Source organism: Streptomyces sp. NPDC001889 (assembly GCF_053594535.1).
In genome coordinates this window covers 328,057-353,987 of the sequence record NZ_JBSFER010000002.1, presented here as the reverse complement: position 1 = coordinate 353,987, position 25,931 = coordinate 328,057, and the positions used below count along the sequence as shown (strand labels likewise).

Genomic DNA, 25,931 nt, shown 5'->3' with positions numbered 1-25,931 from the left:
CGCCGGACGGGCCGGAGGTGCCCGGGGCGTCGCACGGCGGCGGGTCGCCGGGGTGGCCTCAGATGGCGTCCGCCAGGGAGAGGGCGTGGAGGCGGTCGGGCGGGCCCGGGCGGGCGTAGTACCAGCCCTGGGCCGTGTCGCAGCCGAGTTCCCGGAGCTGCTCGGCCTGGGCGCCGGTCTCCACTCCCTCGACGGTGACGGCCAGCTCCAGACTGTGCGCCAGGGCGACGATCCCCTCCACGATCTTCACATCGACCGGGTCCACCGGGAGCTGCTGCATCCCCTGGGTGAAGGAGCGGTCCAGTTTGAGGATGCTCACCGGGAGCCGGCGCAGATTCGCCAGGTTGGAGTACCCGGTGCCGAAGTCGTCGAGCGCGATGTCCACCCCCATCTCGGCGAGCTGCCGCAGCGGCTTGAGCAGCCCCTCGTCCGCGCCGATCAGCGCCGATTCGGTGACCTCCAGGCAGAGCGCGCCCGGCGCGAGCCCCGATCCCTCCAGGACCGCGATCGTGTCGGTGACCAGGCCCGGGTGGTGGAGCTGGGTGGGTGAGAGGTTCACATTGATCCGCAGCGGCCCGCCGTCGGCGTGGTTCTGCTGCCAGAATCTCGCCTGGCGCACCGCCTCCTGGAGCACCCAGCGCCCCAGCGGCACGATCAGCCCGGTGTGCTCGGCCAGCGGAATGAACTGGTCCGGCCCCAGCACCCCGTGCTGCGGGTGGTGCCAGCGCACCAGGGCCTCCGCGCCGTGCACGCTGCCGTCGTCCAGGTGGACCAGCGGCTGGTACTCGATGAAGAACTCCCCGCGCTCCAGCGCCGCGGGCAGCGCGGTGGTCAGCCCGTGCCGGGTGATGGCCCGGGCGTCCATCTCGGGGTCGGCGATCTCATAGCGGTTGCCGCCCGCCGACTTCGCGCGGTACATGGTGATGTCGGCGCTGCGCAGCACCTCCGCCGTGGTGCGCTCCCCCGCCGGGCCCTCGACGATGCCGATCGAGCCCCGGACGGAGAACTCGCGCCCGTCGACCCGGATCGGCGAGGCGAGGGCGCCCAGAATCCTGGCCGCCAGCTCACCCACCTCGTGCTGGGTGTCCGGCCCGGTGGTGAGCGCCACGAACTCGTCGCCGCCGAGCCGGGCCACCATCTCCCCCGGCGCGGTGGCACAGCTCTGGAGCCGGTCCGCGACCTCGACCAGCAGCCGGTCGCCCGCCGCGTGCCCGAGGCTGTCGTTGATGACCTTGAACCCGTCGAGGTCGAGATAGCAGAGCCCGAAGCGGCGGCCGTCCCCGCCGGAGATCGCCTTCTCCAGCCGCTCGGCGAAGAGCGTCCGGTTCGGCAGCCCGGTGAGCGCGTCGTGGGTGGCCTCGTACCGCAGCCGCAGATTGAGCAGCCGGCGTTCCGTGGTGTCCTCCAGCAGCGCGAGCTGGTACTGGGGGCGGCCCTCGCTGTCCCGCAGCAGCGACAGCGTCATATTGGTCCAGAGCACGGTGCCGTCGTTGCGGAAGAAGGGCTTCTCCACCCGGAAGTGCTCGCGCTCGCCGCGGATCAGCTCCCGGTGGAGCTGCCAGACGTGCGGCCGGTCCTCGGGGTGGGCCCACTCCGTCACCTTCTTGCCCCGCACATGGTTCTCCAGACCGCCGAACATGCGGGTGAGGGTCTCGTTGACCTCCAGCACATTGCCGTCGAGGTCGGCGATCCCGATGCCGATCGCCGCCCCCTCGAACACCGCCCGCAGCCGGGTCTCGGTGTCGTGCAGCGCGCTCACCGCGTCCGAGCGGGCCTGGAGCGCGGAGCGGGCGATGGCCTCCTGCTCGGCGAGGGTCCGTTCGCGCAGGGCCCGGGCGAACCCCGCGGCCAGGGCGTGCTGGAGCCGGGCGCAGCGGGCGACCCGGCTCTCCTCGGCCGCCGGGTCCGCCGGCGCTCCGGAACCGGAGCCGCAGTACAGGACCAGATAGGCGTCGATGACCCCGAGGGTGCTGCTGAGCGCCTCCGGGTCGGTGCAGTGGGCGTCGACGAGCGCGGCCCCGATCCCCTGGGCCGCCCGGGGGTCGAAGGTGCGGGCGTGCAGTGATTCGCTGAGCAGCCGGGCCAGGGGCAGCAGATGCTCCTCGACCTCGCCCCGGGTCAGCGGGGTCGCCGTCACGGGGAAGACCGCGCGGCTCCAGATGGTCGCGAACCTGCGGAGTCTGTCCTCCAGCCCGTCCGGGTCGGCCGCGGAATCCGCCGCCTGCGAGGGCACCATCACGCCTTGCGCCCCACCCCGGCGAAGCCCGCGAAGGCGTATGGGTCCTCCTGCTCGGCCGGTGCGTCGGGCCGCCAGCGGGGCGGTGACACCAGTCCGGGCTCGGTCATGTCGTACCCCTCGAAGAACCCGGCTATCCGGTCGTGTGTGCGCATGGTCAGCGGCTGTCGGATGTCACGGTAGACCCCGACCGCGCGCGCCGCCTGTTCCTCGGGCACCGGGACTCCGTCGTAGGCGGCGTGGTTGACGACGATCAGGCTGCCGGGCGCGAACGCGTCCCGGAGCCGGGCGACCGCGCCGTGCGGATCGTCCGCGTCCTCGACGAAGTGGAGCACGGAGAGCAGCAGCAGCGCCACCGGCCGCCGCAGATCGAGCAGGCCGGCCAGCTCCGGGCTGTCGAGGATCTGCCGGGGTCTGCGCAGGTCGGCGTGGGCGACGGCGGCCCGGGGCTCCTCTTCGAGCACGGCCCGGGCGTGGGCGACAACGACCGGATCGTGGTCGATGTAGAGCACCCGGGCGTCCGGATCGGCCCGCAGCGCGACCTCGTGGACGGTGCGGTCGCCGCCGGGTGTCGGGAGTCCGGCACCGACATCGATGAACTGGGTGATGCCCTGCCCGGCCGCGTACCGCACGGCCCGGCGCATGAACGCGCGGTTGGCCTGGACGACCTTGGGCAGGCCCGGCAGGAATTCCATCGCCCGGCGGGCGGCCTGGCGGTCGACCTCGAAGTTGTGCGAACCGCCCAGATAGAAGTCGTACATTCGGGACACGCTCGGCATCGATATATCGATGCCGGGCGGGGCCCAGGCGGGACGCTCCATCGATGTCTCCAACCAAGTCGCCGGGGTCGTCACGGGGGAAGTCCGGCCATGTGTATGGCGAGTGTTCGAGCCGAGGCTACTGATCGACCGCCAATTGGGCGAGTCCAAACGGAAATTAGCGGTCCGTTCTTGGTCACACGGCACAGGGGGAAACCGGCTCGTCCGCGTGCCGGGAGAGGCGGGAGGGGCCCGCCGGGGCCTCGGTCGCCGTACGGGGCTCACCCCGCCGCCGGCACGGGCCTGCCCAGCGGTTTCGCCGCGCACCAAGTCCTCCCGGCGCCGCGCCCGTTGGTGCCGCCGGGCCGGGGGCCGGGGGCGGGGGTGCGGCGCTTGCGGGGTCGGTGGTCTGCTGCTGGGCGCCGTGGGAGCGGTCGGGGGCCGCTGAGCGCCTCCGCCGGACCCCCTCGGTGCCGTCCCTGCCCGGGGAGGCGACAACCGGCCATTTCCCGGGCGGTCACCGGCGCGGGCGGTCCGCCGGGAGCCGGGGGGGAGCCCCCGGACGCGGTGGCCGGCCCCTCCCGGTGCCGGCCGGCGGTGATCACGCGGTGCCGGGGCCTCCGCGGCGAGGTCCCGCCACCCGGGGCGCGAAACGGAGCGCGGCGGGGCCCGATGCCCGGCGGCGGGCCCGGCGGCGGACGGGGAGTCCCCGGCGGGCGGGCCGGTCCGTCCTCCGCACGGCCTACTCCGGTGACCCATTCGCCCGGCAGCGATCGCGGGCCCGGGAGAGCGCTCCTAGCGTTCCGGATATCGAGGGGCATTCCCTTCTCCGTGTGGATATCGGTTCCGCGGCTGCTCCTCGGGGAACCCGGAGGACTCACCATGCGCGCGATATGTGCCGCATCCGCCGCCGTACTGGGAGCAGCCGCTCTCGCCCTGACCCCGCCCGCCGCCACCGCCGCCGACGGCAAGGCGACCCCGCTGTTCACCGTCAGCCCCTCGACCGTCGCGCCGGGCGGGCGCGTCTCGCTGTCCGCGCGGGGATGCAGCAGTACGGCCACGGCCTCCTCCGGTGTCTTCGACGCCGTGACCATGGGCCCGGGCACCTCCGCCGTCGCCACCGTGGACCGCGACGCCCGGCGCGGTGCGCTCTACTCGGTCCAGTTCACCTGCGGCAGCCAGCGGGGCTCGTTCAACCTCGCCATCGCGGGCGGCAGCGCGTCCCCGACCATCAGCTCGACGAGCTCGGTGAGCGCGCCGGCCACCCCTCAGGGGGTGAGAGGAGGGCTCGGCGGCAGCGTCGGGGAGGTGGACGCCGGGAACATCGCGATCGGCGCGGGGCTGGTGCTGGCGGCGACCGGCGCGGCCACCCTGCTGGTCCGCAGGCGGGCGGCGGATGACCGCCGCCACTGACCCCTCGTACCGCGTCCGCTCCCTCCGTCCCCCGCCCCGGGTCCCGTCCAGGACCCGGGGCGAGCGCCTGTGCCGGGCGTTCCCGGGCCCGGTGGGGAGGTCCGGCCGGGGTCCGGTCAGGCCCGGCCGCCGACCGTGCGGCGGCGGCGGGCGATGAAGAGGGTGCCGCCGACGGCCGCCGTGGTGACCAGCCCGGCGCCGACCGCCATCTCGGCCGGTCCCGGGGCCATCGAGCCGCCCAGTCCGCCGTGGGCGCCGCGGCCCGAGACCACGGTGAAGTGCGCGGTCGCCACCTCGGACCGGTTGCCGTTGTGGCAGCGGACGGCGAGGTTGTAGCGGCCCGGGGTGGCGTGGTCGTGAATCCGGGCGCCGGCGCTGGTGCTGTTCCCCCGGTTGTCCCCGCCCCGGTTGTCGCTTCTGCTGTCGTTCCGGTTCTCGCCGCCCCGGTCCGCTCCCCGGTTCTCCTCGCGGTTCTCCTCACGGCCGTCGCGGTTGTCGCGGCCGTCCTCCCGGCCGTCCCCCCGGTGGAGACTGAGCCTCGGGAAGGCGTTGGAGGTGATGGTGCCTCCCCGGTCGCAGCCGTGCACGGTGATCGTCAGCGTGGCGCCCTGGTGGACGGAGTGGGGGCTGACGGAGACATGGATCGGGCCGTTGTCCTGGCTGTCGCCGCCCGCGGCGGCCACCGGGGCGGTCAGCCCTACGGCGGCGCATGCCGCGGCGGCCGCTGCGAGAGCGCGTGAAGCACGCATCGTGAACCTCCAGAGGAAGGCGCACCGAAGCGGCGCTCCGGGGATTCGACGAGTACGCCTTCCATGACGAACCCTCACCGGACCCACCATCCACCGCATTTCGGCACTGGTCCACCTCGGTGAGCCGGCACCCCGGCGACACGCCGAAGGAGCTGACGGAGTCGCAGGTCATGGCCCATCAGGCGTTCTGTCGTACCGATGACACGGATGGGTCACCCCGAGTGGCCGCCGCCACCCGTTCGCCCTTCTCTCCTCGCCGCTCCCCCACCGCTCGCCTAGCGTGCTCCCAGGCACCTGGGAAACAGAACAAAAGGGAGAATCATGGGCGAGGATCACCCTGGCTCGGAGTCGCGCAGACGCTCGCCGTGGGGCGTGGTGGCCCTGGTGATGCTCACGGGGATCGCGCTGATGAAGAACGGCGCGGATGTCTCCCTGGGCCCGCCCCAGCCGGCCGCCGCTGCCTCCCTGGGCCGCGCCGGTGAGACCTTCACCCCGCTCGTGCCCCCGAGATCGCTGGACTTCGCGCCCGCCGAGCGGGTGCGGATTCCCGCCCTCGACGTGGACGCCCCCGTGATGAACGTCGGCCTGGACGCCGACGGCTGGATCGAGGCGCCGCCGCCCGAGGACCGCAATATCGCCGGCTGGTACCAGAACGGCATCGCGCCCGGCCAGCGCGGCACCGCGGTGATCGTCGGCCATGTCGACAACCGCTCGGGCCCGGCCGTGTTCTACGGGCTCGGCACCGTCCGCAGGGGCGACCGGGTCGAGGTGCCCCGCCTCGACGGCTCGGAGGCGGTGTTCGAGGTGTACGGGGTGGAGGTGTTCGGCAAGGAGGACTTCCCGGCCGCCGAGGTGTACGGCGACACGGGCCATGCGGAGCTGCGGGTGATCACCTGCGGTGGCGGCTGGTCCAGGGCGAAGGGGTACGAGTCGAATGTCGTGGTCTTCGCCCGGCTGGTCCGGGGTGTCTGAGTGAGCCGTCGGAGCCGTCAGAGCCGTCGGTGCGGGCCCGGGGCGGACGGCCGCTCGGTGCGGGCCCCGGGGCGGCCGGGCACTCCCCGGCGGTGGCCCGGGCGGCCTGAGAACCCCTCGCGCCCGCGCGACCCGGGGCCCGGCGCGGGCGCCGGGAGCCGCTGACAGAACGATTCAGCGGCGCGGCACGGTGAGCCGGTAGCCGTCGTCCAGCAGCCGGGGAAGGTAGTGGCGGAGCGCCGCGACGCTCTGCGAGCGGTCGCCGCCCGCGTCGTGCGAGAGCACCACCACCCCGGGCGCGGCCCCGTCCAGCACCCGGCTGACGATCGTGCCGGTGCCCGGCTCGGTCCAGTCGAGGGTGTCCAGCGTCCACGCCAGCGGCTCCATGCCCAGCTCGGCGCCGATCTCGAAGGAGTGCCGGTTCCAGGCGCCGAAGGGCGCCCGGTACCAGAGCGGCGCCAGCCCCGAGACCTCCTCGATCACCTCGCTCGTGCGGCCCAGCTCGCGCCGGATGCCGGACGGCGCGAGCCGCGGGATCAGCGGATGCGACCAGGAGTGGTTGCCGATCACATGCCCGTCGTCGGCGATCTGACGGAGCAGCCGGCGGTGGACGGTGACCATCTCGCCGCAGACGAAGAACATGGCCCGTACGTCGTACCGGCGCAGTGTGCGCAGGATGCCGGGCGTGTACTGGGGGTCCGGGCCGTCGTCGAAGGTCAGGACCATGGTGCGGCCGGTGGACGCCGGCAGCCGGTGGAAGGGGCGGCGGCGCACCGGGGGCAGGGCCCGCCGCATGCCGGGCGGATGGGCGGTCATGGGCTCCAGCCGGTAGGCCGAGGCCCGCACGGCCTGTCCGGCGGCCATCGGGGGGCCGCCGGGCGCGCCGGCGACCGTGCGGGAGGACCCGGCGCCCCCGGAGCCACCGGAGCCCCACGAACCGTGCGGGCCCCGCGAGCCCTCGGGCAGGAGGAGCCCGGCGGTGGCGGCGGCACCGAGGAGCGCGGTGACACGGAGTACCGTCCGGCGGTCCGGCGGTGTCTGATCCTTCGTCATGACCAACAGCTCGCACGGCGTCCGCTCCGGGCCGATGATCAACACGCACCGGGGGTGAAAGCACCCCCGATGGGAGCAGTCGTGCGAACCACCCACTCGTGTGCGGGTGGAGGGGCCCGCGCTCAGCGGCCGGCCATGGTCAGCCCGTCCGCGGCGGCTCCGCGGCTGAGCACCGCCTCGCTGATGGACTCCTGGGCCTCGCGGTAGTCGTCCCGGTCCGCGCCGTCCGCCAGGGCGGCGGGAAGCTGGACGAGCCGGCCCGCGCCGGTGTCGTAGAACTGGGGGATGAACTCGGCCCGGCGCACCTCCCAGCGCGCGCCGGCCCCGGCGGGCGGGGCGAAGGTGAAGCGGCCGATGGAGCCCTGGTTGCCCCGGAGGTCGTGCCCGCCGTAGTGGTTGAACATCGGGCCGGCGATCTGGTCGCCCATGCCGTAGATCACCCAGGTGCCGTTCACCTTCTCGTACGCCTGCGGGACATGGGCGTGCGTACCGATGATCAGGTCGATGTCGGGGCGGCCCGCCGTGGTGGAGGCGGTCAGGGTCCGCGCGAGGGTGAGCTGCCGCTCGTCGGGGTCGGTCTGCCACTCGGTGCCCCAGTGGAGGCTGAGGACGACCACGTCCGCGCCGGATCTCCGGGCGGCGCGCGCGTCGGCGACGATCCTCTCCTCGTCGAGCGGGCTGACCGCCCAGGGCTGCCCCGGGGGCGGCTCATGGCCGTTGGTGTCGAAGGTGTAGGCGAGCTGGGCGACCTTCGCACCGCCCGCTTCCAGCCAGGCGGGGGTGGCGGCCTCGGTGGCGGTGCGGGCCGAGCCGTGGTGGGCGACACCCGCCGCGTCGAGCGCCTCAAGCGTGCGGCGGATGCCGTCGGCGCCGTCGTCCAGGGAGTGGTTGGAGGCGGTGGAGCAGGAGTCGTAGCCGGTGGCGGCCAGGCCCGCGGCGACCTCGGGCGGGGAGGTGAAGGCGGGGTAGCCGCTGTAGTCGCCGTCCGCGCCGTACACGGTCTCCATGTGGCAGATGGCCAGGTCGGCCGCCGAGACCACCGGGGCGACGGCGGCGAGCATGGGGGCGAAGTCGTAGCCGTCGTAGCCGGCGTCCGCCCTGGCCTGCTCGATGACCGAGTCGTGCGGGAGCACATCGCCGGTGGCCACCAGGGTGAAGCCGGCCGGCGGGGCGGGCGCGGCGGGGGCCCCCGAGAAGCCGGCGGGCTCCCGGGCCCGCTGCCGGTCCGGCTCGGCGCAGGCGGCGGCCGAGGCGGTCAGGAGTACGGCGGTGAGGGCGAGCGCCGCCCGCCGGGCGGGGCTCGACGGCCGCCGGGCGGTTCCCGGCCAGTGGCCCGGGGCCGTGCGGGGGGTCGTGCGCCGGGTCATGGCGGCTCCCAACCGGACGGAGACCGCCCGGACCGATCAAGCGTTGATATGACGGTACGAATGCACCGTCCGGGGTGGGCGGAGTCAAGCGGCCCCGCCGTCGGCGTCACCGGAACGGACCCCGGTCATCCGTTTTCTGCCGCTCACCGGCCCACCCCACCGGCTGTCGTGATCCGGCCAACCGCTCACCGCACCATTCATCGCTCCGTGCGACCGCTCGCCGATTGACCGCACGGCTCTGTCTGTCCCCGGGCGCCACGATGCGTTCCCATACACGCCATACCAGCCACGCAACAGCGACCTCCGCGCGAAAGGGTGTTGGCCATGGCAACGGCGACCGTGACCGCCTCCGCGACCACCGACGAGCGGGCCATCGCGGAACTCCAGCGCGAACACGGCCCCGCTCTGCTCTGCTTCCTCCAGCAACTGACCTACGGCGACCAGCAGCGGGCCGAGGACCTCCTCCAGGAGACCCTGGTGCGCGCCTGGCAGCACCCCGAGGCCTTCCACGGGCCGTACGAGTCGATGCGGCCCTGGCTCTTCACCGTCGGCCGGCGCCTCGCCATCGACGCGCGCCGCTCCCGGCAGGCCCGCCCCACCGAGATCGGCGACGGGGTGCTGGCCTCCACCCCCGACCCGGCCGACCCGACCGAGAGCGCCGTCGCGGCCCTCGACGTCCGGGCCGCGGTGGGGTCGCTCAGCCCCGAGCACCGGGAGGTGCTGGTGCGGATCTACTTCCACGGGCTGAGCGTGAACGAGGCGGCCGAGGTGCTCGGCATCCCGCCGGGGACCGTCAAATCACGCTCGTACTACGCGCTGCGGGCCCTCTCCCGCTGTCTGCCGGGGTACGCCCGCTCGCGCGGGGCCCCAGGGCGCGGGCGCCCCTGACCCTCCGGGTCCGGCTCCCCGGGCCCGTCCCGCACGTCCCGGGCACCCCGCCCGTGACCTCCTCTCCCTCACGCCACGGCGCGGGGCGGCCCGCCGCGAAACGACACGGTGAAGTTGGGCAAAGACCCGTCGCGAACGGTGTCTCTCGGTGGAGGCTCGTCCCTGGGCCGGCACAGCGGGCCCGCACGGGAAGGCGTCCGAGGAAGGTGGAAAGGTGCACCCCGAGAGTACGAACGGCACCAGCGGAGGCACGCTGGACATTCCCATGGCGTGGCTCTGCGCCGAGTACGTCGCGGACGAGATGCTCCGCACCGGCGGTCTGGTGGAAGGCGGCTCGCTCGAATTCCGGGCGGGGCGGGAGACCCTGGCCCTGACCGTCTATCTCTGCGACAGCTCCGACGACCCGGCCGGGCTCCGCGCCCTGTCCAGGATCGAGGAGTGGCTCACCCTCACCTCGTACGGCCATCCCTGGACCGCGTGGGTACGGGAGCGGCTGGCCGCCCGGGAGGAGCGCGAGCGGGAGCTGGGCTGCGGCGATCCCGATCTCGCGCTGGCCCGGGAGTCCTGGCGGTGGCTGCGGGCCACCGAGCTGCTCGCCACGGATCTGGGCGACGACGAGCCCTGGCACCCGGCGGTCCCGCTCGGGGTGTCCGTGGACGAGGGCGAGCAGGTCTGGACACCGGCCTGGCAGCTGGGGCTGCCGCTGAGCCATCTGGCCATCCACCTCTTCTGACACCGTCCCGGCGGCGCACCGCACCTCCGGCGCACCCCGGAGGGTCCGGGCGCGCGGCCGGACCGGCGGCGTCCGGCGGACCCGCTACCCCGGCGGCGTCCGGCGGCCCGGCGAGGAGTGCACCCCCGCGCGGTACTTGGGAATCCGTACGGTGATCTTCATTCCCGCGCCCACGCCCGTCTCGATGACCAGTCCGTGGTCGTCCCCGTACACCTGGCGCAGCCGCTCGTCCACATTGGAGAGCCCGATCCCCGCCGACCCGGTCCGCTCCCCCGCGAGGATGCGGCGCAGCACGGCCGGGTCCATCCCCACCCCGGTGTCGTCGATCGTGACCATGGCCTCCGCCCCCGCGTCCTGGGCCGAGATGGTGATCCGGCACTCGCCCGGCGAGTCCTCCAGGCCGTGCTTGACCGCGTTCTCGACCAGCGGCTGGAGACAGAGGAAGGGCAGCGAAACCGGCAGCACCTCCGGCGCTATCTGGAGGGTGAGACCCAGCCGGTCACCGAAGCGCGCCCCGGCGAGCGCGAGGTACTGCTCGATCGAGCGCAGTTCGTCGGCGAGCGTGGTGAACTCGCCGTGGCGGCGGAAGGAGTAGCGGGTGAAGTCGGCGAACTCCAGCAGCAGTTCCCGCGCGCGCTCCGGGTCGGTGCGGACGAAGGAGGCGATGGCGGCGAGGGAGTTGAAGATGAAGTGCGGCGATATCTGCGCCCGCAGGGCCCGGATCTCCGCCTCGATCAGCCGGGTCCTGGAGCGGTCCAGCTCCGCCAGCTCCAGCTGCACGGAGACCCAGCGGGCGACCTCGGTCGCGGCCCGCACCAGCACGGCCGACTCGCGCGAACCGTAGGCGACCAGCGCGCCGAGCACCCCCTCCTCACCGGTCAGGGGGGCGATGACGGCCCAGCGCAGCGGGCACTCCAGATCGTCGCACTCGGTCTGCACGCTCTGGCTGCGCCCCGAGTCGAGCATCTGGGCCACCCGGACCATCACCCGCCGCTCGTGGTGGTCCCTGCCCGGCCCGTCCCAGGCGAGCACCGACGCGCGGTCGGTCAGACACAGGGCCTCGGTGCCGAGCAGCGACCGCAGCCGCCGGGCGGCCTTGCGCGCGGTGTCCTCGGTGAGGCCGGCCCGCAGCGGGGGCGCGGCGAGGGAGGCGGTGTGCAGGGTGTGGAAGGTGGCGCGCTCCACGGGGGTGCCGAGATCGAGATCGGGTCCGCCGCCGCGCCGCTCCAGCAGCCGCCCCAGCACCAGGCCCACGACGAACAGCACCGCGCCGGCCGCGACCAGCGCCGCGATTCCGGTACCCGTCATCGTTCCACTCCTTCGGGCCGGGCCCTGCCGACGAGGTCCTCCGGCAGATGGAGCCGCGCGAGGATCGCGCTGGCACCGGGCGGTATGTGGCGTGCGGTGGCGAGCGAGACGGCCACCATGGTGAGAAAGCCCAGCGGCACCGACCAGACGGCGGGCCAGGCCATCAGGGTGTGCGCCCAGCCCTCCGGGGCGAACCCGGCGCGGGTCGCCATCACGGCGGTGAGCGCGGAACCGCCCCCGGTGAGCAGCCCCGCCGTCGCGCCCGGCGGAGTGAGCCGCCGCCACCAGATGCCGAGCACCAGCAGGGGGCAGAAGGAGGAGGCGGAGACCGCGAAGGCCAGCCCGACGGCGTCGGCGACCGGCACATTGGTGGCCACCACGCTGATCGCGAGCGGGACCGCCATGGCGAGCAGGGTCGCGAGCCGGAAGTGGCGCACCCCCCGGGAGGGCAGCACGTCCTGCGAGATCACCCCGGCGACGGACATGGTCAGCCCGGAGGCGGTGGACAGGAACGCGGCGAACGCGCCGCCCGCCAGCAGGGCACCGAGCAGTTCGCCCGCGAGCCCGCCGACGATCCGCTCGGGCAGGACGAGGACGGCGGCGTCCGCCTCGCCGGTGAGGGCGAGTTCGGGGGCGTATATCCGGCCGAGCGCGCCGTAGACCGGCGGCAGCAGATAGAAGACCCCGATCATGCCGAGGACGACGAGGGTGGTGCGGCGGGCGGCGCGCCCGTGGGGGCTGGTGTAGAAGCGGACGGCGACGTGCGGGAGGCCCATGGTGCCGAGGAAGGTGGCGAGGATCAGCCCGTAGGTGGCGTAGAGGTCGTAGCCGTCCCGCCCGCCGGAGAGCGGCTGGGACCAGCTGGCCGGGTCGGTTCCCGAGGTGACGCGCTCGGGCACCCGGGCGCCCTCGGGCAGCCCGAGGGTGGTGCCGGAGGCGATGCGGTGATCGCCCTCGCCGAGGGTGACGGTGCGCCCCCGGTACTCACGGCCGTCGACCGCGCCGGAGACGGTCAGCGTCAGCGGGCGGTCCAGTTCGATCCGTACGGTGTCCTCGATCCGGATCTCGGTGTGCTGCCGCAGCACGGCGGGCGCGTCGAAGCGGGCCCTCGGCGCGCCGTCGCCGGTCCAGGCGGCGACCAGGAAGAGCGCCGGGACGAGCAGCGCGGTGAGCTTGAGCCAGTACTGGAACGCCTGGACGAAGGTGATGCTGCGCATCCCGCCGGCCGCGACCGCCCCGGCCACGACCACGGCGACGACCACTCCCCCGACCCAGCCGGGCGCGCCGGTGAGGATCTCCAGGGTCAGTCCGGCGCCCTGGAGCTGGGGCAGCAGATACAGCCAGCCGATCCCGACGACGAAGAGACTGGCGATGCGCCGCACGGTGGCGGATTCGAGCCGGGCCTCGGCGAAGTCGGAGAGGGTGTACGCCCCCGAGCGGCGCAGCGGGGCGGCGACCAGGACCAGCAGCACGAGATAGCCGGCCGTGTAGCCGATGGGGTACCAGAGCATGTCGGGGCCCTGGAGGAGGACCAGGCCGGCGATGCCGAGGAAGGAGGCGGCGGAGAGGTACTCGCCGCTGATGGCGGCGGCGTTGAGCCCCGGGTTGACCGTGCGGGAGGCGACGTAGAAGTCGGAGGTGGTGCGGGATATGCGCAGGCCGAGCCCGCCGATGAGGACGGTGGCGAGGACCACGGCGGTGACGGCGGTCACGGCGTACGCCTGGTTCACCGGCGGTCTCCGCCCTCGCCCGGGTGCATGGTTCAGCGCCCCTCGACGAGCCTGAGGAAGTCCTGCTCATTGCGTTCGGCCCGGCGGACGTACCAGCGGGCGATCAGCCACATGACCGGGTGGACGGCGACGCCCAGGATGCCCCAGACCACCGGACCGGGGGCGAGCGAGCCCCGGTGGAAGGCGTCGGGGAGGGCGAAGAGCAGGGGGAGGGTGCCGATGAACAGGACCAGGGCCCCGAGGGCGACGAGCGCGGCCCGCAGTTGACTGCGCATCAGCGAGCGTACGTAGGTGGTGCCGAGGGTGGTCTGCTCACTGATCTCGGAGCGGGCGTGGGCGTGGCCGGGGGCGCGTCGGGCGCCGCGCGGGACACCGGTGACCACCTCGCGACGGGGGCGTTGCTCTGCAGACATCGTCGTCCGCTCCAGCGTCTGTCGAACGAACTCTCGGGGGTGTGGAGTCTACGCACCGGACGATTACCGACGGTAGACGCCCCGGGGGCGGCGCCGGGGCGGGGCGAGGGTGAGGGCCATCAGGCCGGCGGCCAGCGGGAAGACCGCGACGGCGCCGAGCGCGGCGGGCAGGGTGAGCTGGGGGGCGAGCGCGCCCGCGGTGGCGCTGCCGACCCCGCCGCCGAGGAAGAAGCAGAGGTTGAGCAGGCCCATCGCGCCTCCGCGCAGGGCGGGTTCGACCCGGGCGGACATCAGGGCGGTGGTGACGACCTGGGTGATCGCCGTCCCGGCGAAGCCCAGGGAGGCTCCGGTGACGAGCTGCGCGGGGCCGGTGCCGCCGAGGGAGGCGCCGAGCGCGAGTGCCGTGGTCAGGGCGGTGGCGGTGAGCAGCCGGGTGGCTCCGGGGCCGGCGGCCAGCCGGCCGGCGACCCGGGAGAGGACCGCGCCCGCGACCGCGCCGGGCAGCAGCCAGGCCCCGATGGCGAGGACGCTCCAGCCGTGGTCCCGGGCGAGGATCTGGGGGACGGCGTACATCGCGGCGAACAGCCCCGCGTACACCCCGATTCCGGTGACGGCGGCGCGCAGGAAGGCGGCGTCGGTGATCAGGGCCCGGGGGACGAAGGAGGCGTCGGCGGTGCGGACCCGGCGGACCAGGGCGAGGAGGGTGAGGAGCAGCGCGGCGGCGAGGGCGGTGGTGACGGGTGCGGTGAGTCCGAGCCCGGAGGACTGGATCAGCAGGAGGAAGGCGGTGGCCGCGAGGGTGAGCAGGGCCGCGCCCGGGACGTCCAGGGAACGGCCGGAACCGCGGCGGGCGGTGGCCGCGCGCAGGCACAGCGGCACGGCGACGAGGGAGAGGGCGGGCATCACCAGGGTGAGGCGCCAGGTGACCCACTGGGTGAGGACGCCGCCCATCAGGGTGGCGCAGGCGGAGAAGACCGCCATGGTGGCCCCGATCCCGGCGATGGCCGCGGCGCGGTGCGCGGGGGCGGTGGCGGCGGCGAGGGCCAGGGCGCAGGAGATCATCGCTCCGGAGCCGGCGGCGAGCACGAAGCGGCCGGCCACCAGGACTTCGAGGCCGGGGGCGGCGAGGCAGATCGCGGCTCCGGCCGCCAGCACGAGGGAGCCGCTCAGCAGGGAGGCGCGGATGCCGCGGGAGTCGGCGAGCCGGCCGAAGAGGGCGGTGCCGACGGCGAGGGCGAGGGCGTACGCGGTGAGGACCCAGGCGGCGGAGGAGGCGGAGGCGCCGAGTGCCGAGGCGACCTCGGGGAGGGCGATGCCGGCGGCGGTGACGCCGAGCACGCCGGGCCCGAAGAGCAGCCCGTACCGCAGCCCGCCGGACCGCTCACGGGGCGCGGGGGCGTGCGCGGGGGCGCGGGCGCTTGTCGCGGGGGCCTGGTCAGCCGGGTCGCGGTTCATGGGGGTGCCTCACAGGGGTGGGGGCCTGACAGGGGTCGGTGCCAGGGTGAGCGCCCGTTCTCTTCCGGGCAACGGCCCCGCGCCCTTGATGTCAGGTCCCGCCCCTCCCCGAAAGCCCGCAGGCGCCCGTCCCTCTCGGGTCCCCCGTGGACGGGGTCCGTCCTCAATCGCCGGACAGGCTGGCTTACCCAACCCGCCGGGACCCGGAACCCTCGGGCCCACCGTGTACCGGGTCCGTCCTCAAACGCCGGACAGGCTGACTTTCCCGACCCGCCGGGAACTGGAACCCTCCGGCCATCCATGTGCGGGGTCCGTCCTCAAACGCCGGACAGGCTGGCTTACCCAACCCGCCGGGACCCGGAACCCTCGGGCCCACCGTCTACGGGGTCCGTCCTCAAACGCCGGACAGGCTGGCTTACCCGGCACGGGTCGCACACTCAGCCCCGCCGGCGATTGAGGCGCGGGGTTCGGGGCAGCGCCCCGACAACAACCCGCGGATCACGAGGCGCCCGCACACCCAAGCCCGTCCCCGCGCACCGGACCAGCTCGCACAACCGAAACCCCAACCCCAGCCCCGCCGGCGATTGAGGCGCGGGGTCCGGCCCCGGGGGCGGGTCAGCGGCCCGGGGGGCGGGCGCAGTCGCTCAGGGCTATTTCCAGCTCGACATACGACTCCTCGGCCCGCCGGAACGCCACCTCCAGCGCCGCCTCCGCCCTCGGCCCCACCAACCCCTGGGACGACTCGTGGATCTCGTAGAGCACATCCGCCCAGCGCCCGGCCGCGCTCTTGATCCTCGTGAGCAGTGCCTCGACGTCACGGGCACTGGACGCCCGGGTCGCCGGCAGGCTCCGGAGTTCCTCCAGCAGCGCTTCGATGTCGGACATCAGACCCCTCACTCCCTGATCAAGGCTATGCCTCGGGTGGCGCGGGGCGCGCCTGTTCCCCCGGTGGCTCTGTCAGCGGATGACGACGGTCGCCGGGCGGGTGTGCGGGACGACGAGCGGGCGCCCACCGCTGCCGAACGGTCGGCGGACCGCGACGAACGGCGGTCGCGGCCGGTCACGGGGCGGTTCAGCCCCTGGCGTGCCGCATCAGCAGGTCCCGCAGCTGACGGGCGTGCCGGCGGCTGACGGCCAGCTCCGCGGAGCCCACCCGTACCGAGGTCGTCCCGGCGTCCAGCCGGAGCTCGTCGATGCGGGCGAGCGCGACGAGATGGCTGCGGTGGATGCGGACGAACCCGCGCGCGGCCCAGCGCTCCTCCAGGGCGGAGAGCGGGATGCGCACCAGATGGCTGCCGCTCTCGGTGTGCAGCCGGGCGTAGTCGCCCTGCGCCTCCACATAGGTGATGGTGTCGATGGGCACGAAGCGGGTGACACCGCCCAGTTCGACGGGGATCTGTTCGGAGCTGCTGTGGACCGGCCCGGGCGCCGCCGCGGGCGGCAGCAGGTCGGGCGCGGATCTGGCGGGCGCCGGGACGAGGGGCGGGTGACCCGGCGGCCGGGGTTCCCCGGCCGCGTCGACCAAGTCGCAGACCCGGCGCACGGCTTCGGCGAGCCGCTCCCTGCGGACCGGCTTGAGGACATAGTCGACGGCCTTCAGATCGAAGGCCTGAACGGCGAACCCCTCGTGGGCGGTGACGAAGACGATCAGGGGCGGGTGGGCGAAGCGGGCCAGCAGCCGGGCGACGTCGAGCCCGGTCAGCCCGGCCATGTGGATGTCGAGGAAGACGACATCGACCCCGCCGTCGGCACCGGGCCCCGCGTCGAGCGCGTGGTTGATGCGGCGCAGCGCCTCGGTCGCGTCCGTGGCTCCCTCGGCACTGGTGATCCGGGGGTCCGCGCGGAGCAGATAGAGGAGTTCCTCAAGCGCCGGTTTCTCGTCGTCGACAGCCAGTACGCGCAGCATGGTGCGGAGTCTAGAGCGGGGGCGGGGAGCGCACCATCGGTCGCGCGGGGTCCGCGGCCCCCGCCCCGGCGCGAGGGCGGGGCGGGGGCCGGACGGCTCAGGAGCGGTCCGCCGCCGGTACGAGCACCTTGCGCCCGGCGTCCTCCGCGTCCTCATCCGATTCCGGGCCCGGGCCCGGGCCCGCGTCCGGCCACTCCCCCTCCGCCGCGCCGGTGACCCTCACCGTCTCGGGCGCGGTGGCGCTGTGCCGGGCGGCCCAGCTCTCCAGGGCCGCCCGGCAGGCGTGGTCCAGATGGTGCAGCCCGCTCAGATCCAGCTCCACGGCACGGCCGTGCGGGATCGCCTCCAGGCTGTCGAGAATCCTCGGCAGCCGCAGGAAGGTGGCGTTGCCGTCGAGCCGGACCACCGCGGGACCCGGCTCGTCGCCGGTGACCCGGAGCCGCACATGGGACGCCTCCCAGGCGGTCTTGGCGACCGCCAGCGCCAGGCCGATCAGCACCCCCTCGAACATGTTCACCACGACGATCGACACGGAGGTGGCCGCCAGGATCAGCGCCTCGCCCCGGTGTTCGCGCCACAGCCGCGCGAACCGCCCCAGCGGCAGCAGCTTCCACCCCGCGTGGATCAGGATGCCGGCGAGCGCGGGCAGCGGGATCAGGGCGAGCGCGCCCGGCAGCAGTGCCGCGAAGAGCAGCAGCCAGACGCCGTGCAGGACCCGGGAGGCCCGGGTCCTGGCGCCCGCCTCCACATTGGCCGAGCTGCGCACGATGACCGCGGTCATCGGCAGGGCGCCGAGCAGCCCGCACACCGCGTTCCCCGCGCCCTGGGCCATCAGCTCCTGGTCGTAGCGGGTGCGCGGCCCGTTGTGCAGCCGGTCCACGGCGGCGGCGCTGAAGAGGCTCTCGGCGGAGGCGATCAGGGTGAAGGCCAGCACGGTGCCGAGGACTCCGACACCGAGCAGCCCGCCGAACGCGTCGGCGCCCGGGACGGATACGGCGTTCAGCAGCCCCTGGATCTCGACGGTGGCGACCGGGAGGTCGAACAGCCAGACGGCGAGGGTCGCCAGGACCACCGCGGCGAGCGCCCCGGGGACCGCCCGCGCCCGCCGGGGCAGCCGCTTCCACAGCACGATGACGGCGATGGTGGCGGCCCCCATGGCCAGCGAGGTCAGGGCGGTGGCGCTGCCGGCGGCGTCGACGGCGGCCGAGGGCAGTCCGGTGATCTTCCCGAGCCCGGAGGCGGGGGCGGTGAGCCCGGCGGCGGCGTACAGCTGGCCCGCGATGATCACCAGCCCGATGCCGGCGAGCATGCCCTCGACGACGGAGACGGAGATCGCCCGGAACCAGCGGCCGAGCCGCAGGGCTCCCATGAGGAGTTGCAGCAGCCCGGCGGCGAGCACGATGACACCGAGCATGGGCAGCCCGTGCTCCCGTACGGCCTCGAAGACCAGCACCGTCAGACCGGCGGCGGGCCCGGAGACCTGGAGGCTGCTCCCGGGCAGCAGGCCGGCGACGATGCCGCCCACGATGCCGGTGATCAGCCCCAGTTCGGCGGGGACACCCGAGGCGACGGCGACCCCCACACAGAGCGGCAGGGCGACGAGGAAGACGACGAGCGAGGCGGCGAAGTCCTGCCGCGCGTGCGGGAATTTCCTCACGGTGCCGCTCACAGCGGGGTGAAGGCGTTGGCGTGCGGGCGGTGGGCGAGCACGGCGCCGGTGTGCACCTCGTAGTACCAGCCGTGCAGCCGCAGCGCCCCGCTCTCCGCGCGCCGGGCCACACAGGGGTAGGAGCGCAGCCGGATCAACTGGGTGAGCACATGGTGCTGTACGGCCGAGGTGACGGCCGGGTCGTCGGAGGCGCCGGTGGAGCCGGGGACCTCGGGGGCGCTGTGGGCGAGCCAGTCGCGGACGGCGGGGACGGTGGTGAGGTCCTCACCGCGCGCCAGGGCGCCGACCGCTCCGCAGTGGGAGTGGCCGCAGACGACGATGTCCTGGACGCCGAGCACATCCACCGCGTACTCGACGGTGGCGGCCTCTGAGGTCGGCCTGCCGGGGGTGTGGGGCGGAACGATGTTGCCGGCGGTGCGGAGTTCGAAGAGTTCGCCCGGCCGGGCCCCGGTGATCAGCGAGGGGATGACCCGGGAGTCGGAGCAGGTGATGAAGAGGGCCTGGGGCCACTGGCCGTCGGCGAGCGCGGCGAGTTCGCCGGAGCGGACGGCGGACCGCCGGCCGAAGGAGCGGGCATGGTCGATGAAGGGCTGCATGTCGGTTCCTCCTGGCGCGCCGTGGGGGCGCGTCGGTGTGCGTGGGGAGCGAACGGGGCAGCGCGGACGCGTGACACCGGTCCGTGGGGGCGCCGGCGGAGCCTCGGGGGCCCGTCGGGGGTGCCGTTCGCGTGCGTGCCCGTCGGTCCGCTCAGCAGCGGAAGACCTGGAGTACGGCGGGTCCGGGGCCGGCCGGCGGTCTGGCGCGGCGCGGCAGGGCCTCGGCGGCGGCCCGCGCGGACCGCTCCAGGGCGGCGGGGGTGACCGTGCCGCCGGCGGGTCGCGGTGGCGGCCCGGCTCCGGGCTCGCCCGCGCGGTGCCGGTCCCGGGCCCGCTGGGGCGAGGTGCCTTCCTTGAGGCGCTCCCCCTCCGCGCAGCCGGCGGCTTCCGCCGCGGCGGGCGGTTGCGCGGGGAGCGCCTGTGCCGGTGCCGCGGCGGGGAGGACGAGCAGAAGGGCGATCAGCAGGGCGGCGAGAAGGCCGGAGCGGTTCCGTGCCGTGGTGCCCCGGATCATGCGCCTCCCTTCGGCGGTTCTCGCCGACCGTCCTCCCGTCGGCGCCTTTCCCGTCGATCGGCGCGGCGGCGCCCCGACCGGGCAATACGCTAAGCAGCTCAGATGTTTGCCGGGTTAACGACATGTGTCCGCGGCATGGAGGCTTGAATTCCACCGCTTGGCGCGCTCCCCCCGCCCCGGCGCGCGGCCACAACGACCCCGAAGGCTCGTCCCGGCCCTGCCGGCGGGGCTCAGAACAATGTCATTCGATGGTACATTCCACGACCATGTTTGCGTATCCTCGCACATCGGCCGAGAATTCGAGAATTATTAGCATATACATAATTCATACATCTCGTATCGCTTAATCCAAATTCATTGACTTATACACCCGAAGAAAATTACGGTGGATTTCGCTGGTTTCCCGTCCGGCCCTGCTCACGTCGTGCAGTGCGTCAATACGCGGTCGACCCCGGCGAATGGCCGGCCTGCCGCACTGCCACGCGAGGACAACTCTTCCTGCGGTACGAGTCGGTAGCCCCGTGCCCGCAGCGCGCTCCTCTCAGCCTGCGCGGAAGCCCGGACCGGACACGTCCCCATCGCCTCAGGAAGGCAGAAACATGTCAGAAATCTTTCCGTGGACCCCGGCGGCCGTCGTTTTCGACTGCGACGGCACGCTGATGGACAGCGAGCGCCATTGGGAGGGCGCCCGGGATCTGGTGCTCCGTGAATACGGAGTGGTTCCGGACGACGAGTTCGCCGCGTTGTCGAAGGGTGTGCACTACGCGGAGTGCGGCGAGTTGATGGCGGTCACCGCCGGCCGCCCCGAACTGGCCCCGGAGATGACCGAAAAACTGCTCCGGGGCTTCCGGTCGCTGGTCGCCGATGACCCGGTCACCACACCCGGGGCCTCCGAAATGGTGGCTCACGCGGCCGAGTTCGCGCCCCTCGCGGTCGCGAGCAACTGCCCCCGCGATGTCGTGGAGGACTGCCTCGAGACGGCCGGGCTGCTCCAGCACTTCTCGCATGTGATCGTGCCGGAGGAGCAGATGCGTCCCAAACCCCACCCCGATGTCTATCTGAGCGCCGCGGCGGCCTTCGGGGCCGAACCGTCGGACTGCCTGGCCGTGGAGGACTCCCTCTGCGGCATCCGCTCGGCCGTCCGCGCCGGGCTGCGGGTCCTGGGGGTCGGCAGCCGGCCCGACCGGGAGAGCCTGGCCATGGCCGACCACTGGGTGCGCTCCCTGGAGGACAGCGCCCTGCTCGTCTGGGCGCGCAGCCGGGCACTCTGCGGCGTCGCGCGCTGACGGCGCACCGGGAGCGGGCCGCCGCTACTTCAGCAGCCGGGAGAGCCGGCGGTCCGCGAGCGGTTTGCCGCCGGTCTGGCAGGTGGGGCAGTACTGGAGCGAGGAATCGCTGAACGAGACCTCGCGGATGGTGTCGCCGCAGACCGGGCACGGCTCGCCGGTGCGGCCGTGCACCCGCAGCCCGCTCTTCTTCTCCGCCTTGAGCCGCCCGGCGGCCACTCCCCGGGACCGCTCGACGGCCTCGGTGAGTGTGGCGCGCAGCGCCTCGTACAGACCGGTGATCTCGTCCTCCCCGAGGTTGTGCACCGGCTTGAACGGCGACATCTTCGCGGCGTGCAGGATCTCGTCGCTGTAGGCGTTGCCGATACCGGCGATCAGGCTCTGGTCGCGCAGCGCGCCCTTGATCCGGCGCCGCTCCCCGGCGATGAGCGCGGCGAAGGCCGCCCGGTCGAAGTCGCCGGCCAGCGGGTCGGGGCCGAGCCGGGCGATGCCGGGGACCTCGGCCGGGTCGCGGACGAGATGGACGGCGAGACGTTTGGTGGTGCCGGCCTCGGTGAGGTCGAAGCCGCCGCCCGACGCGAGGCGGACCCGCAGCGCGAGCGGCCCCTTGCCGGGGCGCGGCGGGGTGTCCGGGATCTCGTCCCGCCAGCGCAGCCAGCCCGCGCGGGCCAGGTGCACGACCAGATGGAGCCGGCCGGGTCCGTCGCCCGCGGTGAGGTCCAGCCACTTGCCGTACCGGGCCACCGCGGTGACCTCCCGGCCCTCGACGGCGCTCAGCGGCGGGTCGTAGGTCTTCAGCACACTGATCGCCAGGGGCAGCACCCGGACGATCTCCTCTCCCACGAGATGGGTGTCGAGAAACTCTCTCAGCGATTCCACTTCGGGCAGTTCCGGCATGCGTCCAGGGTGCCGCAGCACCGGCGGCGGCGCAGGTTCACCGGCCCGCCGCGTCCGTGGCCCCGGGCGGGCGCAGTCCGTAGACACGGGTCGCGGTGGTCTCGAAGACCTCCCGGCGGTCGTCCGCGCCGAGCTGCCCGACGAGATCGCGGGCGGCGGCGGCGACCTCGGAGTAGTCGGCGGCGAGCAGACAGACCGGCCAGTCCGAGCCGAACATCAGCCGCCGGGGGCCGAAGGCCTCGACGGCGGTCTCGGCGTACGGGCGCAGGTCATCGGTGGTCCAGGAGGCCCAGTCGGCCTCGGTGACCAGGCCGGAGAGCTTGCAGACGGTGTTCTCGCGGGCGGCGAGGGCACGGACCCGGCTCGCCCAGGGTTCGCGTTCCTTCGCCGCGATGGGCGGCTTGCCGAGGTGGTCGAGGACAAAGGTCAGACCGGGCCGGCGGCTGACGGCCTCGGCGGCCGTGAGGAGCTGGGACGGCAGCACCACCAGGTCGTAGACGAGTCCGGCGGCGGCGACGGCGGCCAGGCCCCGCTGGACGTCGGGGCGGAGCAGCCAGTTCGGGTCCGGTTCGCCCTGGACCTGGTGGCGGATGCCGACGAGCCGGTCGCCGCCGGGAAGCTCGCGCAGCCGGGCCAGGGTGTCGGCGATATCGGGGCGGGTGAGGTCGGCCCAGCCGACGACACCCGCGACCAGCTCGTCGCGGTGGGCGGCGGCGAGGAGTTCGGGGGTCTCCGCCGGGTCGGTGACCGTCTGGACCAGTACGGTGGCGCGCACCCCGGCCGCCCGGGCCGCGGGCGCCAGATCGGCGAGGGAGAAGGTGCGGCGGATCGGTTCCATGGCGGGACCGGTGATCCACTCCTGGTCGCGGACGGCGAGGTCCCACACATGGTGGTGGGCGTCGATGATCGTCACGGCTCACAGCTCCCAGACGACGGGCAGGGGCGCGCCCGCGCCCTCCGGCGAGTAGTCGTGCGGGGTGGCCAGCAGACCGGCCATCCGGGCCTGCCAGGCGACATTGACCGGGAGCCGCTCCAGGGAGGCGAGGAGCAGCGGATAGTCCGCGCACTCCAGGAGGTGGAAGAGGTCGGTGCCGCTGCGCCAGATGGTCCACGAGGTGGCACCGGCGGCGCGGATCGCGCGGGTCAGCTCCGGGGGGACCTCGCGGTGGGCCTCCTCGTAGGCGTCGACGCGGTCGGGGCGGACCCTGGTGTGCAGGGCGACTCTCATCGGCTCTCCCCTTCTTCGTGGTCCCGTTGCTCATGGTCCCGGAAGGTCCCCGGGACCCACGTGGCCCCGGAGGTCCGGGGCGGCTCCGGAAGGAGCCCTTCGGCGCGCAGGTCCGCCCAGAGCGCGGGCGGTACGGGCGTGCGCAGCCGGTGCGCCGCGTCCCGTATCTCGTGGGCGGAGCGGACGCCGACCAGGGCGCCCGCGACGGCCGGATGGGCGAGGGAGTAGCGCAGCGCGGCGGCGCGCAGCGGCACCCCGTGGCGCTCGGTGACCGTCTGGAGGCGCTGGGCGCGGGCGATCAGATCCGGGGGCGCGGGCGCGTAGTCGTAGGTCGCGCCGGGGCGCGGATCGGCGAGCAGTCCGGAGTTGAAGACCCCGCCGACGACGACGCTCCGGCCGCGCGCCCGTGCCTCGGGGAGCAGTTCCGCCAGGGCGCTCCCGTCGAGCAGGGTGTGGCGTCCGGCGCAGAGCACGGCGTCGGCGTCGGTGTCGCGGAGGAAGCGGGTGAGCATCGCGGTCTGGTTCATGCCCGCGCCGATGGCCCCGACGACGCCTTCGGCGCGCAGCCGCTCCAGCGCCGGGTAGCCGTACCGGAAGGCGTCGTCCCCGTGGTCGTCGGGGTCGTGCAGATAGACGATGTCGATCCGGTCGAGCCCGAGCCGCCGCAGGCTCTCCTCGACGCTGCGGAGCACCCCGTCAACGCTGAAGTCCCAGACCCGGCGGTGCGTGGCGGGCACGGCGAAGCCCTGGGCGAGGTCGTCGCCGCCGGGCGGGACGGGTTCGAGCAGCCGGCCGGCCTTGGTGGAGAGGGTGTACGCGTCGCGGGGCCGGGAGCGCAGGGCGCGCCCGAGCCGGTGCTCGGAGAGCCCGAGGCCGTAGTGGGGCGCGGTGTCGAAGGTGCGGACGCCGCACTCCCAGGCCGCGTCGACGGCCGCCGCGGCGTCCTCGTCGGACACCGGGCGGTGGAGATTGCCGATGCCGGCGCCGCCGAAGGCGAGTTCGGTGATCTCGACCGTGCTCCGTCCGAGCCTGCGCCTTCTCATGCGGAACCGCCTTCCGCGGGCCGTGTCCGGGTGATCGGGGGGACGCGCGGCCCCGGGCCGCCCGGGACCGTCCGTGCGCTCGTCCACCTCTCTGTACGCCCGATGCCCGGCGCGGGTTCACCGGACGCGCGGTCCGCCGGTCGTTTCCGGCCGGGATCGCGCGTCCCCGGGCGGCCCGGGGGTGACAGCGGGCGGCGGGCTCCGTGGTCGGCGGGTCAGCGGGTCAGCGCCAGCAGTTCGGCGGTCTCCTCGCGCACCCCGGCGGCGAGCCGGTCGAGATCCGGCACCGCCTTGCCGTCGGCGACCAGCCCCACCTGCACCCGGCCCCCGTAGGTCGTCAGCGCCACCGCCAGCGCCTGGCCCCGGGCCAGGGGCGCCATCGGATAGAGCGCGCTCAGCGGGCAGCCGCCCAGCGAGAGGGCGGAACGGGGCAGCGGGACGCTGGTGACCACGATGTCGAAGAGCATCCGCGCGGCGCCGGAGGCGAGCGGGGTGCCGAAGCGGTGCGCCAGCGGAGGCAGTTGATCGGCGAGCACGGCGAGGGCCCCGGCGCCGCGCAGCGGGCCGGCCGCCTTGTTGCGGTCCATCGCCGTCCGTACGGCGCGCAGCCGGGCGAGCGGGTCGGGCTCGGCGACCGGCAGCTCCAGCAGATAGGCGGAGAGCCGGTTGGCCGAGCCGGGCGGGCCGCCGGGGCGGCGCCGCGAGACGGGGACCAGGGCGCGGGGGCCCGCCGCGGGCAGGGGCTCACCGCGCTGCTCCGCCCAGCGCCGCAGCGCGCCCGCCACGATCGCGAGGAGGACGTCGTTGGCCGTGCCGCCGGCCGCCCTGCGGATGTGCCGTACGTCCTCCAGGTCGAGCACGGCGGTGCCGAGTCTGCGGGTGCCGCTGGGGGCCGCGGTCAGGGCGGGCAGTCCGCGCGGGTCGAGCCGGCTGGCCCGGACGACGGACGCGCCGACGCCGACGGCGCGCCCGAGGCCGTCGATGCGGTCGCGGGCGAAGCCGATGAGCCGGCGGGGGTCGGGGGACCACATCCGCCCGGGCGCGGGCCCGGGCCGGCGGGGACGCGCGGCGGTCCGCGCACCGGGCGGTGCGGCGATCTCGTCGAAGATGCCCGCGCCGATCGCGACCGCGCGCATCCCGTCGGCGAGGGCGTGGTGGAGCTTGACGAGCACCGCGAAGGGGCCGTCCGGGGCGCCGGTGAGGAGGAACATCTCCCAGGGCGGCAGGCCCCGTTCGAGCGGGCGCTCCATGAGTTCCCCGGCGAGCGCGACGGCCTCGGCGGTGACATCGCCCCCGGGGAGGCGGAGCCGGTGGACATGCCGGGTGACGTCGAAATCCTGGTCGACGGCCCAGACCGCGCCGCCGACCGGCAGCAGCACGTCGCGCACCCGCATCCTGAGCCGGCGGACGGCGGCGGCGCGGGCGGCGAGCAGCTCCAGGACCGCGTCGCCGTCCGGGGCGGGGGCGCCCGCGGACGCCGGGGCGGGGGCGAAGAGGGCGAGGGCGCCGAGGTGCATCGGGTGCCCGGTGGACTCCAGCTGCCAGAACGCCAGGTCCAGGGGGGCGAGTAGCTCGCTGCTCACGGTGTCCTCATGTTCGGGGAGTGATCCGGAACCTGTCCGGGGTGCGCGGCCCGGGGGCGGGCCGCCGGGAGGGATCAGGACCGTACCGGAGCAGTCAATCGCCTGCGCTCGATTACGGTCACGTACGATCATTC

At 74.3% G+C, this 25,931-nt stretch carries 24 protein-coding genes; 5 read left to right on the top strand and 19 right to left on the bottom strand.

From position 1 onward, the window contains the following. Nucleotides 1-58 precede the first annotated feature (58 nt). Complete coding sequence (locus ACWCRA_RS03305; protein ID WP_451066750.1) at nt 59-2,236, bottom strand: putative bifunctional diguanylate cyclase/phosphodiesterase; 2,178 nt, start codon at nt 2,234-2,236, stop codon at nt 59-61. After that, entirely contained in the window at nt 2,236-3,057 is an 822-nt protein-coding gene (locus ACWCRA_RS03300) for an SAM-dependent methyltransferase (RefSeq protein WP_351552853.1), read from the bottom strand. The genes ACWCRA_RS03305 and ACWCRA_RS03300 overlap by 1 nt, the downstream gene beginning before the upstream one ends. A gap of 819 nt (nt 3,058-3,876) precedes the next feature. On the opposite strand from ACWCRA_RS03300, the gene ACWCRA_RS03295 reads away from it, so the two are divergent. After that, a complete protein-coding gene (locus ACWCRA_RS03295; protein WP_351552856.1) occupies nt 3,877-4,407 on the top strand; it encodes a hypothetical protein in 531 nt (176 codons plus the stop codon). Nucleotides 4,408-4,523: 116 nt separating this feature from the next. Here ACWCRA_RS03295 and ACWCRA_RS03290 read toward each other — a convergent pair whose 3' ends face one another. Next, entirely contained in the window at nt 4,524-5,156 is a 633-nt protein-coding gene (locus tag ACWCRA_RS03290; protein WP_351552859.1) for a hypothetical protein, read from the bottom strand. Nucleotides 5,157-5,477: 321 nt separating this feature from the next. Between ACWCRA_RS03290 and ACWCRA_RS03285 the strand changes: the two genes are divergently transcribed. Next, entirely contained in the window at nt 5,478-6,128 is a 651-nt protein-coding gene (locus ACWCRA_RS03285) for a class F sortase (protein ID WP_351552862.1), read from the top strand. A 174-nt stretch (nt 6,129-6,302) separates the two neighbouring features. Here ACWCRA_RS03285 and ACWCRA_RS03280 read toward each other — a convergent pair whose 3' ends face one another. Together ACWCRA_RS03280 and ACWCRA_RS03275 are read right to left on the bottom strand one after the other, a co-directional pair. Beyond that, nucleotides 6,303-7,181, bottom strand: a complete 879-nt coding sequence (locus tag ACWCRA_RS03280) for a polysaccharide deacetylase family protein (RefSeq protein ID WP_351552865.1) — start codon at nt 7,179-7,181, stop codon at nt 6,303-6,305. 122 nt (nt 7,182-7,303) lie between these two features. Continuing rightward, entirely contained in the window at nt 7,304-8,548 is a 1,245-nt protein-coding gene (locus tag ACWCRA_RS03275; RefSeq protein ID WP_451066749.1) for a CapA family protein, read from the bottom strand. 324 nt (nt 8,549-8,872) lie between these two features. On the opposite strand from ACWCRA_RS03275, the gene ACWCRA_RS03270 reads away from it, so the two are divergent. Both ACWCRA_RS03270 and ACWCRA_RS03265 read left to right on the top strand, forming a co-directional pair. Next, a complete protein-coding gene (locus ACWCRA_RS03270) occupies nt 8,873-9,436 on the top strand; it encodes a sigma-70 family RNA polymerase sigma factor (protein ID WP_351552871.1) in 564 nt (187 codons plus the stop codon). A 214-nt stretch (nt 9,437-9,650) separates the two neighbouring features. Then, complete coding sequence (locus ACWCRA_RS03265; RefSeq protein ID WP_451066748.1) at nt 9,651-10,169, top strand: hypothetical protein; 519 nt, start codon at nt 9,651-9,653, stop codon at nt 10,167-10,169. A gap of 84 nt (nt 10,170-10,253) precedes the next feature. Here ACWCRA_RS03265 and ACWCRA_RS03260 read toward each other — a convergent pair whose 3' ends face one another. The 9 genes from ACWCRA_RS03260 to ACWCRA_RS03220 all read right to left on the bottom strand — a co-directional run bounded on the left by ACWCRA_RS03260 (nt 10,254) and on the right by ACWCRA_RS03220 (nt 19,760). Continuing rightward, nucleotides 10,254-11,477 carry a sensor histidine kinase gene (locus tag ACWCRA_RS03260; RefSeq protein WP_351552877.1) on the bottom strand — a complete coding sequence of 408 codons (1,224 nt, stop codon included), beginning with the start codon at nt 11,475-11,477 and terminating at the stop codon, nt 10,254-10,256. Next, a complete protein-coding gene (locus tag ACWCRA_RS03255; protein ID WP_351552879.1) occupies nt 11,474-13,207 on the bottom strand; it encodes a sodium/solute symporter in 1,734 nt (577 codons plus the stop codon). Before ACWCRA_RS03255 ends, ACWCRA_RS03260 begins: the two co-directional genes overlap by 4 nt. 32 nt (nt 13,208-13,239) lie before the next feature. Beyond that, the gene (locus ACWCRA_RS03250; RefSeq protein WP_351552881.1) at nt 13,240-13,620 is read right to left on the bottom strand and encodes a DUF485 domain-containing protein; all 381 of its coding nucleotides are present in this window, start codon (nt 13,618-13,620) and stop codon (nt 13,240-13,242) included. A gap of 63 nt (nt 13,621-13,683) precedes the next feature. Further along, nucleotides 13,684-15,075: an MFS transporter gene (locus tag ACWCRA_RS03245; RefSeq protein WP_451066747.1), complete on the bottom strand. Its 1,392-nt coding sequence runs from the start codon at nt 15,073-15,075 to the stop codon at nt 13,684-13,686. A gap of 615 nt (nt 15,076-15,690) precedes the next feature. Then, nucleotides 15,691-15,960, bottom strand: coding sequence for a hypothetical protein (locus ACWCRA_RS03240; protein WP_351552885.1), 270 nt, complete (start codon nt 15,958-15,960; stop codon nt 15,691-15,693). A gap of 187 nt (nt 15,961-16,147) precedes the next feature. After that, on the bottom strand, nt 16,148-16,981 hold the full coding sequence (locus ACWCRA_RS03235; RefSeq protein WP_351552888.1) for a LytR/AlgR family response regulator transcription factor: 834 nt from the start codon (nt 16,979-16,981) through the stop codon (nt 16,148-16,150). Between the two features lie 97 nt (nt 16,982-17,078). Continuing rightward, nucleotides 17,079-18,638, bottom strand: a complete 1,560-nt coding sequence (locus tag ACWCRA_RS03230; RefSeq protein WP_451066746.1) for a SulP family inorganic anion transporter — start codon at nt 18,636-18,638, stop codon at nt 17,079-17,081. A gap of 8 nt (nt 18,639-18,646) precedes the next feature. Beyond that, nucleotides 18,647-19,246, bottom strand: a complete 600-nt coding sequence (locus ACWCRA_RS03225) for a carbonic anhydrase (RefSeq protein WP_351552892.1) — start codon at nt 19,244-19,246, stop codon at nt 18,647-18,649. A gap of 151 nt (nt 19,247-19,397) precedes the next feature. Next, nucleotides 19,398-19,760 carry a hypothetical protein gene (locus tag ACWCRA_RS03220; RefSeq protein WP_351552895.1) on the bottom strand — a complete coding sequence of 121 codons (363 nt, stop codon included), beginning with the start codon at nt 19,758-19,760 and terminating at the stop codon, nt 19,398-19,400. Between the two features lie 599 nt (nt 19,761-20,359). On the opposite strand from ACWCRA_RS03220, the gene ACWCRA_RS03215 reads away from it, so the two are divergent. Then, on the top strand, nt 20,360-21,046 hold the full coding sequence (locus ACWCRA_RS03215; RefSeq protein ID WP_351552898.1) for an HAD family hydrolase: 687 nt from the start codon (nt 20,360-20,362) through the stop codon (nt 21,044-21,046). A gap of 24 nt (nt 21,047-21,070) precedes the next feature. On the opposite strand, the gene ACWCRA_RS03210 is transcribed toward ACWCRA_RS03215, so the two are convergent. From ACWCRA_RS03210 to ACWCRA_RS03190, 5 genes are all read right to left on the bottom strand, one after another. Further along, on the bottom strand, nt 21,071-21,943 hold the full coding sequence (locus ACWCRA_RS03210; protein WP_351552901.1) for an Fpg/Nei family DNA glycosylase: 873 nt from the start codon (nt 21,941-21,943) through the stop codon (nt 21,071-21,073). A 37-nt stretch (nt 21,944-21,980) separates the two neighbouring features. Next, the gene (locus ACWCRA_RS03205) at nt 21,981-22,856 is read right to left on the bottom strand and encodes an amidohydrolase family protein (protein ID WP_351552904.1); all 876 of its coding nucleotides are present in this window, start codon (nt 22,854-22,856) and stop codon (nt 21,981-21,983) included. Nucleotides 22,857-22,859: 3 nt separating this feature from the next. Further along, nucleotides 22,860-23,171, bottom strand: a complete 312-nt coding sequence (locus ACWCRA_RS03200) for an L-rhamnose mutarotase (protein WP_351552907.1) — start codon at nt 23,169-23,171, stop codon at nt 22,860-22,862. After that, complete coding sequence (locus tag ACWCRA_RS03195; RefSeq protein ID WP_451066745.1) at nt 23,168-24,214, bottom strand: aldo/keto reductase; 1,047 nt, start codon at nt 24,212-24,214, stop codon at nt 23,168-23,170. Before ACWCRA_RS03195 ends, ACWCRA_RS03200 begins: the two co-directional genes overlap by 4 nt. Before the next feature lie 215 nt (nt 24,215-24,429). After that, nucleotides 24,430-25,797: a wax ester/triacylglycerol synthase family O-acyltransferase gene (locus ACWCRA_RS03190; protein WP_451066744.1), complete on the bottom strand. Its 1,368-nt coding sequence runs from the start codon at nt 25,795-25,797 to the stop codon at nt 24,430-24,432. Nucleotides 25,798-25,931 lie beyond the last annotated feature (134 nt).

Bases quoted from the DNA above. Each gene is read 5' to 3' on its own strand.
- ACWCRA_RS03305 (WP_451066750.1), bottom strand. From the start codon at position 2,236: ATGGTGCCCTCGCAGGCGGCGGATTCCGCGGCCGACCCGGACGGGCTG.
- ACWCRA_RS03300 (WP_351552853.1), bottom strand. From the start codon at position 3,057: ATGGAGCGTCCCGCCTGGGCCCCGCCCGGCATCGATATATCGATGCCG.
- ACWCRA_RS03295 (WP_351552856.1), top strand. From the start codon at position 3,877: ATGCGCGCGATATGTGCCGCATCCGCCGCCGTACTGGGAGCAGCCGCT.
- ACWCRA_RS03290 (WP_351552859.1), bottom strand. From the start codon at position 5,156: ATGCGTGCTTCACGCGCTCTCGCAGCGGCCGCCGCGGCATGCGCCGCC.
- ACWCRA_RS03285 (WP_351552862.1), top strand. From the start codon at position 5,478: ATGGGCGAGGATCACCCTGGCTCGGAGTCGCGCAGACGCTCGCCGTGG.
- ACWCRA_RS03280 (WP_351552865.1), bottom strand. From the start codon at position 7,181: ATGACGAAGGATCAGACACCGCCGGACCGCCGGACGGTACTCCGTGTC.
- ACWCRA_RS03275 (WP_451066749.1), bottom strand. From the start codon at position 8,548: ATGACCCGGCGCACGACCCCCCGCACGGCCCCGGGCCACTGGCCGGGA.
- ACWCRA_RS03270 (WP_351552871.1), top strand. From the start codon at position 8,873: ATGGCAACGGCGACCGTGACCGCCTCCGCGACCACCGACGAGCGGGCC.
- ACWCRA_RS03260 (WP_351552877.1), bottom strand. From the start codon at position 11,477: ATGACGGGTACCGGAATCGCGGCGCTGGTCGCGGCCGGCGCGGTGCTG.
- ACWCRA_RS03250 (WP_351552881.1), bottom strand. From the start codon at position 13,620: ATGTCTGCAGAGCAACGCCCCCGTCGCGAGGTGGTCACCGGTGTCCCG.
- ACWCRA_RS03245 (WP_451066747.1), bottom strand. From the start codon at position 15,075: ATGAACCGCGACCCGGCTGACCAGGCCCCCGCGACAAGCGCCCGCGCC.
- ACWCRA_RS03240 (WP_351552885.1), bottom strand. From the start codon at position 15,960: ATGTCCGACATCGAAGCGCTGCTGGAGGAACTCCGGAGCCTGCCGGCG.
- ACWCRA_RS03235 (WP_351552888.1), bottom strand. From the start codon at position 16,981: ATGCTGCGCGTACTGGCTGTCGACGACGAGAAACCGGCGCTTGAGGAA.
- ACWCRA_RS03225 (WP_351552892.1), bottom strand. From the start codon at position 19,246: ATGCAGCCCTTCATCGACCATGCCCGCTCCTTCGGCCGGCGGTCCGCC.
- ACWCRA_RS03220 (WP_351552895.1), bottom strand. From the start codon at position 19,760: ATGATCCGGGGCACCACGGCACGGAACCGCTCCGGCCTTCTCGCCGCC.
- ACWCRA_RS03215 (WP_351552898.1), top strand. From the start codon at position 20,360: ATGTCAGAAATCTTTCCGTGGACCCCGGCGGCCGTCGTTTTCGACTGC.
- ACWCRA_RS03210 (WP_351552901.1), bottom strand. From the start codon at position 21,943: ATGCCGGAACTGCCCGAAGTGGAATCGCTGAGAGAGTTTCTCGACACC.
- ACWCRA_RS03200 (WP_351552907.1), bottom strand. From the start codon at position 23,171: ATGAGAGTCGCCCTGCACACCAGGGTCCGCCCCGACCGCGTCGACGCC.
- ACWCRA_RS03195 (WP_451066745.1), bottom strand. From the start codon at position 24,214: ATGAGAAGGCGCAGGCTCGGACGGAGCACGGTCGAGATCACCGAACTC.